General features: G+C 70.2%; 9 protein-coding genes. 4 read left to right on the top strand and 5 right to left on the bottom strand.

All coding sequences use genetic code 11. From position 1 onward, the window contains the following. Nucleotides 1-134 precede the first annotated feature (134 nt). Complete coding sequence (mutS, locus tag RMN86_RS01030; RefSeq protein ID WP_309603963.1) at nt 135-2,825, bottom strand: DNA mismatch repair protein MutS; 2,691 nt, start codon at nt 2,823-2,825, stop codon at nt 135-137. Nucleotides 2,826-2,939: 114 nt separating this feature from the next. Here mutS and RMN86_RS01025 point away from each other — a divergent pair, with 114 nt between their 5' ends. After that, on the top strand, nt 2,940-3,500 hold the full coding sequence (locus tag RMN86_RS01025) for a GNAT family N-acetyltransferase (protein WP_309603962.1): 561 nt from the start codon (nt 2,940-2,942) through the stop codon (nt 3,498-3,500). Here RMN86_RS01025 and RMN86_RS01020 read toward each other — a convergent pair. Further along, on the bottom strand, nt 3,497-4,447 hold the full coding sequence (locus tag RMN86_RS01020) for an ABC transporter ATP-binding protein (protein WP_309603961.1): 951 nt from the start codon (nt 4,445-4,447) through the stop codon (nt 3,497-3,499). The two genes, RMN86_RS01025 and RMN86_RS01020, sit on opposite strands and share 4 nt — an antisense overlap. A gap of 94 nt (nt 4,448-4,541) precedes the next feature. On the opposite strand from RMN86_RS01020, the gene RMN86_RS01015 reads away from it, so the two are divergent. Beyond that, nucleotides 4,542-4,826 carry a zinc-finger domain-containing protein gene (locus tag RMN86_RS01015; RefSeq protein WP_405041293.1) on the top strand — a complete coding sequence of 95 codons (285 nt, stop codon included), beginning with the start codon at nt 4,542-4,544 and terminating at the stop codon, nt 4,824-4,826. A gap of 46 nt (nt 4,827-4,872) precedes the next feature. Here the strand turns inward: RMN86_RS01015 and RMN86_RS01010 are convergent, their stop codons facing one another. The 3 genes from RMN86_RS01010 to rplU form a co-directional block, all read right to left on the bottom strand. Continuing rightward, on the bottom strand, nt 4,873-5,409 hold the full coding sequence (locus RMN86_RS01010) for a GNAT family N-acetyltransferase (protein ID WP_309603960.1): 537 nt from the start codon (nt 5,407-5,409) through the stop codon (nt 4,873-4,875). A gap of 148 nt (nt 5,410-5,557) precedes the next feature. After that, nucleotides 5,558-5,830 carry a 50S ribosomal protein L27 gene (gene rpmA / locus RMN86_RS01005; RefSeq protein ID WP_309603959.1) on the bottom strand — a complete coding sequence of 91 codons (273 nt, stop codon included), beginning with the start codon at nt 5,828-5,830 and terminating at the stop codon, nt 5,558-5,560. Nucleotides 5,831-5,855: 25 nt separating this feature from the next. Then, a complete protein-coding gene (gene rplU / locus RMN86_RS01000) occupies nt 5,856-6,518 on the bottom strand; it encodes a 50S ribosomal protein L21 (RefSeq protein ID WP_309603958.1) in 663 nt (220 codons plus the stop codon). Between the two features lie 198 nt (nt 6,519-6,716). Between rplU and RMN86_RS00995 the strand changes: the two genes are divergently transcribed. Next, nucleotides 6,717-7,127 (top strand): hypothetical protein, encoded by a 411-nt coding sequence (locus RMN86_RS00995; protein WP_309603957.1) that lies wholly within the window; start codon nt 6,717-6,719, stop codon nt 7,125-7,127. 60 nt (nt 7,128-7,187) lie between these two features. Further along, nucleotides 7,188-8,327 carry a hypothetical protein gene (locus RMN86_RS00990; protein WP_309603956.1) on the top strand — a complete coding sequence of 380 codons (1,140 nt, stop codon included), beginning with the start codon at nt 7,188-7,190 and terminating at the stop codon, nt 8,325-8,327. Nucleotides 8,328-8,397: the final 70 nt, after the last annotated feature.

The raw sequence follows: 8,397 nt of genomic DNA, 5'->3' as shown, positions 1-8,397 counted from the left end.
GAACCTCCCGGGCGATATCGATCAGGCCGGCGTCATCCATGGTCGTCTCCGTAGCGCCGCCGCGCGGCGGACTGGCAGAATGTTGAACCCGACAGGGCGCCAGGCGCCAGCGACAATCGCCCGCGCAGGCGAATTCATCCGAGCAGCCCCTTCAGCCGGTAGAGCGCGTCCATGGCTTCGCGCGGGCTCATGCCGTCGGGCTCCAGGGCGCGGAGGGCTTCCTCGGCGGGGCTTGGACCCGAGCGTTCGGCGACGCCGGGGGCCGTGGCGGCGAACAGCGGCAGGTCGTCGAGGTTGGCCGGCCCCGCCGCCTCACGCTCCAGGCGCTCCAGCACCTGGCGGGCGCGGGTGACCACCGGCGGCGGCACGCCGGCCAGCTTGGCCACCTGGACGCCGTAGCTGCGGTCGGCAGGGCCGGGACCGGCCTCGTGTAGGAAGATCAGGTCGCCGTTCCACTCCTTGGCCTTGAGCGACAGGTTGGCGACATAGGCTAGCCGGCCTTCGAGCACGGCCAGCTCGTGGTAGTGGGTGGCGAACAGCGCCCGGCAGCGGTTCACTTCATGCAGCGCCTCGGTGCAGGCCCAGGCGATGGCCAGGCCGTCGTAGGTGGCGGTGCCGCGGCCGATCTCGTCGAGGATCACCAGGGATCGCGGGGTGGCCTGGGTGAGGATGGCGGCGGTCTCGACCATCTCGGCCATGAAGGTGGAGCGGCCGCGGGCTAGATCGTCGCCGGCGCCGACGCGGCTGAACAGGCGGTCGACAACGCCCAGCCGCAGTCGCTTGGCGGGCACAAAACAGCCGGCCTGGGCCAGCACGGCCAAGAGCGCGTTCTGGCGCAGGAAGGTCGACTTGCCGGCCATGTTCGGGCCGCTGACCAGCGCCAGGCGCGGGCCGCCGGCGCCGGAGCCATCGAGCCGGCAGTCGTTGGGGGTGAAGGCCGCGCCGGCGCGGCGCACGGCGGCCTCGACCACCGGATGGCGGGCGGCCTGCGCCTCGAAGGCGGTGGAGCGATCGACGACGGGACGGCTCGCGCCCACGTCCTCGGCCCACTCGGCGATGGCCGATGCGACATCCAGGCGTGCGGCGGCGCCGGCTGCAGCCTGGATGTCGGCGGCCACCTGGGTCGCAGCCTCGCGCCAGGCCTCGAAGGTGTCGAGCTCGATGGCCAGCGCGCGCTCGGCGGCCTGGGCGATCCGGGCGTCGAGCTCGGCCAGCTCCACCGTGGTGAAGCGCACCTGGTTGGCCAGGGTCTGGCGGTGGATGAAGGTGGCGTTCAGCGGCGCCGTCATCAGCGGTTCGCCGGCCTTGGCGGTGGTCTCGACGAAATAGCCCAGCACCGCGTTGTGCCGGATCTTCAGCGCCACGCCGCTCTCCGACGCCAGCCGCGCCTCAAGCTGCAGGATCACGCGGCGGCTGTCGTCGCGCAGCGCGCGGGCCTGATCGAGTTCGGGGCGGACGCCTTCGCCGACGAAGCCGCCGTCGCGGGCCTGGACCGGCAGGTCGAAACCCAGGCCCTCGACCAGCAGGGCGCGGAAGCGGGCGAGATCGGGGCGCCCGGCCGGGGTCAGCGCCGCCAGGGCCAGGGCGATTTCGGCGGGAAGTTCGACCAGCGGGTCACGGGCGGAGACGAACAGGCCGGCTGCCGCCTCGCCGATGGCCAGGCCGTCGCGCAAAGCGCCAAGGTCACGAGGTCCGCCGCGGCCCAGCACCAGACGCGACAGCGCGCGCGCCATGTCGCCCAGGCCCTTCAGCGCTTCGCGCAGCCTTTGCCGCTGCGCGCGGTGGTCGCAGAACCAGGCCACCGCATCCAGGCGGGCGTCGATGGCGGCGGGGTCGAGCAGCGGCTGGGCCAGCCGGGCGGCCAGCAGGCGGGCGCCCGGCGCCGTCATCGTGCGGTCGATGGCCGCCAGCAGCGAGCCCTCGCGCGAGCCGGAGGTGGACTTTTCGATCTCCAGGCTGGCGCGGGTGGCCGGATCGATGGCCATGACGTCGGCCTCGCCGGCCCGGCGCGGCGCCGAAAGCGCCGGGAGCCTGCCGGCCTGGGTGGTCTCAAGGTGGGCGGCGATCAGTCCCAGGGCGGAAATCTCCGCGCCGGAAAGCGCGCCGAAGCCGTCAAGCGTCTCCACCCCATAGAGCCGCTTCAGCCGGGCTTCCGAAGCCGCCGGTTCGGCCAACGCCTGGGGCAGCGGCTGGACGAAGCCGCCGGCGGACTTCAGCGCACTGGCGATGGCCTCGTCGGCGAACAGCCGGTCGGGAACCAGGATCTCCGAGGGACCCAGGGCCGCCAGCGCCGAGGCCAGGCCCGCGACGCTGGTTCCCTGGCATTCGACCTCGCCGGTGGAAAGCTCGACGCTGGCCACGGCCGCCTGGCCGCCGCGCACCGCAATGGCCGCCAGCCGGTTGGATCCGCGCGCATCGAGCAGGCCCTCCTCGGTCAGCGTGCCCGGCGTCACCACGCGGACCACGTCGCGGCGGACCACCGACTTTGCGCCGCGCTTGCGGGCCTCGGCCGGGTTTTCCATCTGCTCGCAGACGGCGACCTTGAACCCGGCGCGGATCAGCTTGGCGAGATAGGCTTCCGCCGCATGCACCGGCACCCCGCACATGGCGATCGGCTGGCCGGCATGGACGCCGCGCGCGGTCAGCGTGATGCCGAGCGCGGCGGCGGCCTTGCGCGCGTCGTCGAAGAACAGCTCATAGAAATCGCCCATGCGGAAGAACACCAGGGCGTCGGGCTGGCGCGCCTTGGCCGTGAAATACTGCGCCATGACCGGCGAGGCGCCGGCGGCGGGGTCGGCTTCGTGGTGAGGGGTCTGGGCGTTCATCGACGTGGGGACGCTATCGGAGGAAAGTGAGTCCTACAGCCCCCGAGAGGTCTTGAACCCGGGGCGAACAGGCCCAAGCTGTGGACGGATGTGGTCTTTGGTGGAGCTTCGGTCGTGAGCTTCGTGGTCTTCCCTGCCGGGCCGTCGGACGCCGAGGACCTGGCGCGCGTCCATGTGGCGTCCTGGCGCGAGACCTACCGCGGCCTGCTGGCGGACGCCTTTCTGGCGCGGATGAGCGAGCCGGGCTTTTCGCGCCGCTTTCGGCGAACCCTAACCGCGCCCGGCGACACCGTCACCCTGGCGGCCGCCGCCCGCGACGGGCTGGTGGGCTATGCGCAGGGCGGCCTGTCGCGGCGTGGCGTCGCGCCAATCGAGAAGGGGGGCGAGGCCGAGATCGCCACCCTCTACGTCCTGCGTCTGGCCCAGGGCCACGGCCTGGGTCAGCGACTGATGGTCGAGACCGCCCGCGCCCTGGCCGCCCGGGGCGCGACCTCGCTGAGGATCTCGGTCCTGCGCGACAACCTGCGCGCCCGCGGCTTCTACGAACACCTGGGCGGCGAGCCTGAGGCGGCGCGGCAGGAGCCGGGTCCGGGCGGGCGGCTGCTCTACGAGGTGGCCTATCGGTGGCCGGACATCGGGAAGCTGACGTCCCTCCCGCAACGGGGCCCTTGCTAATCCACCGCCTCCGGCGCCGCGTAGGTCAGCGACACGAACACGTCTTCCAGGTCCGGGTCCTCGGTGGAGATGTCCTTGATGTGCAGGCCGGCGGCGCGGATAGCGGCGAGGATCTGTTCCACCGTTGATTGGCCGGTGCGGTAGGTGACCGAGAAGCCGCCCGACGCCAGCAGCGCCGTCTCGAACCCGGCCAGCGCCGGCGCCGCGGTCATCGGCTCCTCGGGCGTCACCAGCACCTTGCGGGTGTCCATGCGGGCAAGCAGGGTTGTGGTGGGCTCGCAGGCCACCACCTGCCCCCGGTTGATGATGGCGATCTGGTCGCACAGCTCCTGGGCCTCCTCCAGGTAGTGCGTGGTCAGCACGATGGTCACGCCCTTGCGGTTGAGCTCCAGCACATAGGCCCAGAGCTGACGGCGCAGCTCCACATCGACGCCGGCGGTGGGCTCATCGAGGATCAGCACGGGCGGGTTGTGGACCATGGCCTTGGCCACCATCAGCCGGCGCTTCATGCCGCCGGAGAGCTGGCGGACGTAGGCGCCCGCCTTGTCGCCCAGGCCCAGGGCGTTGAGCAGCTCCATGGTCCGGCGCTCGGATTTCGGCACGGCGTACATGCCGGCGGCGACCTCCAGCGATTCGCGCGGGGTGAAGAACGGATCGGCGGCGATCTCCTGCGGCACCACCCCGATGGCGGCGCGGGCGTCGCGGGGCCGCTCGTCGATGTCGCGGCCCCAGATCGAGACCGTGCCCGAGGTCTTGCGGCACAGGCCCGCCAGGATGTTGATGAAGGTCGACTTGCCGGCGCCGTTGGGGCCCAGCAGGCCGAAGATCGAGCCGCGCGGGATCGCCAGGTCGATGCCTTTCAGCGCCTGCATTTCCGGCGTCGTCTTGGTGGCGGCGTAGGTCTTGACCAGGCCCCGGGCCTCGATCGCGTAGTCAGGAAGGTCCATTCGGTTCCATTCGATTGCCATCCCTGCGTTGACTGGGAAAGCCGCGCTCGCATACCTAGGCGCGCGGCGTGCCTACGCCAACAAGGACGACCAGATGGCTCGCAAAACTCCGATCAAGGCGCCTGGCAAGGCCCGGCCCGAGCCGATGCCGGCCCAGCCGGGGCTGGCGCCCGACCTGCAGCCTCCTGAGATCATCGTGGTGACGTCCGGCCGGGTCGCCTGCGACGGGGTCGGCGGAACCCTGGGCCACCCGCGGGTCTATCTGGAGATGGGCGTGGCCGCCTTTGTCGAGTGCCCCTACTGCGACCGCCGCTTCGTGCTGGCCTCAGGCCGCGCGGGCCCGGAAGATGAGCGACTGGCGCCGGCCAGCCACGATTAGGCGCCGTTCCTCGGCTGGCTTGCGGAAAGCCAACCGGGAGCAGCGTCTAACCCAGCCAGACCATCATCCGCGTCGGCACGTCGCTGCGGCTCCGGGCCACGGAGGCGCGCGGCTCGACGTCGCCGGTGTAGAGGAAGCCCGCCTTGCACAGCACCGTCCCCGACGCCGGGTTGTCGGCGAAGTGGCCGGCAACCACCACGTGCCGGCGCCAGTCGCGCTTGACCCACTTCAGCGCCCCGCGCACCGCCTCGGTGGCGTAGCCCCGGTTCCAGAACGGCCGGCCCAGCCAGAAGCCGAGCTCCGGGCGATCGCCGCGCCGGTGGTCGAACCCCACGGTCCCGACCACGCCGAAGTTGCGGTGTTCGAGGACGAACAGCGCCTCGCGCGCCCAGTCGCACGCCATCGCCCGGTCGAGCCAGTCTTCCGCATGCGCCAGGGCGTAGGGATGGGGCATGGACGTGGTCATGCCGGACACATTGAGATCACCGGCCAGATGGGCGAGCGCGACGGCGTCGCCGCGCACCGACCCACGCAGGATCAGACGTTCCGTCGAAACGACAGGGGACACTTCGATAGCGCACATATCTACCTCCCGACCCGTCACGCCCTTTGCGGGAGGCGATCAGGGACCAAAACGAAAGCGGGGAGCCCGGCTGACCGGACTCCCCGCGAAGGTTCGTCTGTCCGGTCCGCCATTTTGAAGGGGCGGAACCGGAGAAAGGTGGGTTCCGCTATTCGGCTGCTGCCGGCATCGCCGGGATCACGTTGACGTAGGTTCGGTCGTCGCGCTTGGTGATGAACTTCACCGCGCCGGTGGCAGTGGCGAACAGGGTATGGTCGCGACCGAGGCCGACATTGTCGCCCGGCCAGAACTTGGTGCCGCGCTGGCGCACGAGGATGTTGCCGGCCAGCACCGCTTCGCCGCCAAATTTCTTCACGCCGAGGCGCTGGCCAGCCGAATCGCGCCCGTTGCGCGAGGAGCCGCCTGATTTCTTGTGAGCCATGGTGCTCTCCTAAACCTAGCCGGCCCTACTTGGCCGACTTGTCCTTCTTGATGGCGGCGGGCTTCGCCGCGGCGGCCTTCGTCGCAGGCTTCGCGGCCTCCGCCTTGGGCGCGGCAGCCTTCTTCTCGGCGGCAGGCTTGGCGGCGGCCTTCTTCGGCGCAGCGTCGACCTTCGCTTCGGCCTCTACGACCTTGGGGGCGGCCTTGGCCTTGGCCGGCTTGGCGACAGCCGCCTTGCGAGGCGTCTGGACCTTGGCGGCCGCGGCGGCTTCGGCCTGCGCGGCCGGGCTGATGAACACCAGACCCCGGGCGCGGGCGTCGAGTTCGCCCTTGGTGATCAGCTCGACCTTGCCGTCCCACTTGGTTTCCTTGCCGTCGGCGCCGGTGATGCCGGTGACGCGCAGGGCGGTCTCGTGCTGGCGGTGCCCGCCGGTGCGGCGATAGCCCTGGCGGCGGATCTTCTTGAAGATCTTGATCTTCTCGCCCTTGCGGGTTTCGATCAGGGTCGCCGAGACCGATGCGCCGGCCACCGTGGGGGCGCCGACGACAACCGCGTCGCCCTCGCCAACCATCAGCACCTCGGCGAACGCCACGGCCGAGCCGGGCTCGCCCGCGAGCTTTTCAACGACCATCAGATCGCCGGGGGATACCCGGTACTGCTTGCCGCCGGTTTTGATCACCGCGTACATCGGTCCAGCCTTCGAATTCTTTTAAGTGTCTGTGCAAAACGGAAAGCGCCCGCGAGATGGCCCACGGGCGAGAGGGCGGGACTTATACGCATGGGGGCCGGAGTGTCAACGCGAGAGCCAAAGCCTGGCACGGCGTCGTTCTCGCCCTTCAGCGAACCTGGTATTTGGCCGACTCAGCTGAGGCGTTAGCATGGGGGCATGTCGATGTCCCCACAGCAGGCGCGGCGCGAGCCGGCGCCGGAGACCCAGGCAGAGCCCTGGCGACTCACCGAGGCCCTGAACGAAAAGCTGGCTGAGCTGCGGGGTCGGGGCCTGCAGCTGGCGTGGATCGAATGCAGTCGCGCCGATCTCACCCGGCTGATCGTCGAGGGCGGTGAGACGGCGATCCGGCTCGATCCCGATCCGGCCCTGGACCTGGCCTGGTACGACGGCGTGGAGATCCGCCACAGTCCCGTCCGGCCCCTGACCTGGGTGTTCCTGAAGGGCGAGGACCCGACGGGGGAGATCAGCGCCCATATCGTCAGCCCGCCAGATTCGCACAGCGACTCGCACAGCGACCGGGACCGCGACCCGGGCGGCGCTCCCGACCGCCCGTCAGACTGTCCTTAACCCTCCTTTCGGGTTTCGCGCCGATGGTGCGCCCTGATGAAGGTCGCAGAAGCGGCCGTATTGACCGGATGGTCCCACGTGGCGGGTTCGAACGAGCGCATCTATCGCAGCCTGCGCGGGCTGGAGAAGACCGCGTCCACCAGCCGCGTGCTGAACCTGGCCGCCCTGGCCGTGCGCAACGCCGGCAACCCCGAACATGCCGCGGCGCCGCTGTTCAAAAGCCCGATCCTGAACAGCTGCGTGGTCCTGAAACACCGCCTGCGCGCCGAAGAGACGGATCTGTTCGAGGGTCTGCAGCGCACCGCCACCAAGGTCATCGCGCCGTTCGACAAGTCCGACCTGGCGCTGGGCGGACGCACCGTGTTCGTCGGCGAAAAGGGCTGGCTGCCGGTGCTCGCCGAACTGCGCGGCGGGACCGAGGAGATGGTCCGCGACGTTGAAATCCTCGAGGCGTTCAATGAGCTGCCCTCGCTCGACCCGTTCCTGCTGCGCGAGCACATGAAACGCCGCGGCTTCGAGGTCAGCCCCACCCATTTCGACATCTCGCCCGGCGACGTGGATAAGATGCAGCGGTTCGTCGGCGGCGAGATCGCCCGGCTGATCGAGCTGGCCTACGGCGGATCGGGCTCCGGCGGGGCCACCGGCCGGCTGGTGGAGGCGCTGCTGTCGTCGAAGACCGACGAGCGGCTGGAGCCGCTGCGCCTGACCCTGCAGCTCGAGGGCGAGAGCTATCGCGAGGGGATCTTCAGCTGGAAGGGCTTCCTCTATTACAAATGGGTGCTGAACACCCTTTGGCCCCGGCTCAAGGAGGTGCTGGTCGAGGTGATGAAGCTGCGGGTGATCGGTCCGCGCGACCGCGACCTGATGGTGCTGATCGACGAGATGAAGCTGCGGCTGCGCGGCGCCATGGAGGGTCAGGTCAAGACGGTGATGGGCTATCTGAGGACCTATGACGGGGTGTTCGCCCAGCTGACCGAAGGCAACGCCATCGCCTTCCGCGACTTCCTGCTGGCCTCGCCTGAGATGTTCATGGCGCTGGGCGAAGGCGCCGGCACGCTCAGCCATGTGGCCACCTTCTGGCGCTACCGATTCCCGGAGGGCAAGCCGCTGATGGCGTCGATGGGCGAGATCCTGGAACTGCTGCAGGACTTCGAGCAGGGCCTCGGCGCCGAACCGCACCCCCTGAGCTACGCCGCCTGATCCTCGCCGCGAACTTGGCCCGAACGCCGGCGGGGAACCTTCCGGCGCGCGGTGAGCTTCACCGTGCAGC

The sequence above is a fragment of the Phenylobacterium sp. genome (genome assembly GCF_031360265.1).
In the GTDB taxonomy this organism is placed as follows: Bacteria; Pseudomonadota; Alphaproteobacteria; order Caulobacterales; family Caulobacteraceae; genus Phenylobacterium.
Note: the sequence above shows the minus strand (reverse complement) of the source record. Positions and strands in the feature narration are given on the sequence as shown.

Excerpts from the sequence above, each read along its gene's own strand:
- mutS (WP_309603963.1), bottom strand. The coding sequence starts at position 2,825 with ATGAACGCCCAGACCCCTCACCACGAAGCCGACCCCGCCGCCGGCGCC.
- RMN86_RS01020 (WP_309603961.1), bottom strand. The coding sequence starts at position 4,447 with ATGGACCTTCCTGACTACGCGATCGAGGCCCGGGGCCTGGTCAAGACC.
- RMN86_RS01015 (WP_405041293.1), top strand. The coding sequence starts at position 4,542 with ATGGCTCGCAAAACTCCGATCAAGGCGCCTGGCAAGGCCCGGCCCGAG.
- RMN86_RS01010 (WP_309603960.1), bottom strand. The coding sequence starts at position 5,409 with ATGTGCGCTATCGAAGTGTCCCCTGTCGTTTCGACGGAACGTCTGATC.
- rpmA (WP_309603959.1), bottom strand. The coding sequence starts at position 5,830 with ATGGCTCACAAGAAATCAGGCGGCTCCTCGCGCAACGGGCGCGATTCG.
- rplU (WP_309603958.1), bottom strand. The coding sequence starts at position 6,518 with ATGTACGCGGTGATCAAAACCGGCGGCAAGCAGTACCGGGTATCCCCC.
- RMN86_RS00995 (WP_309603957.1), top strand. The coding sequence starts at position 6,717 with ATGTCGATGTCCCCACAGCAGGCGCGGCGCGAGCCGGCGCCGGAGACC.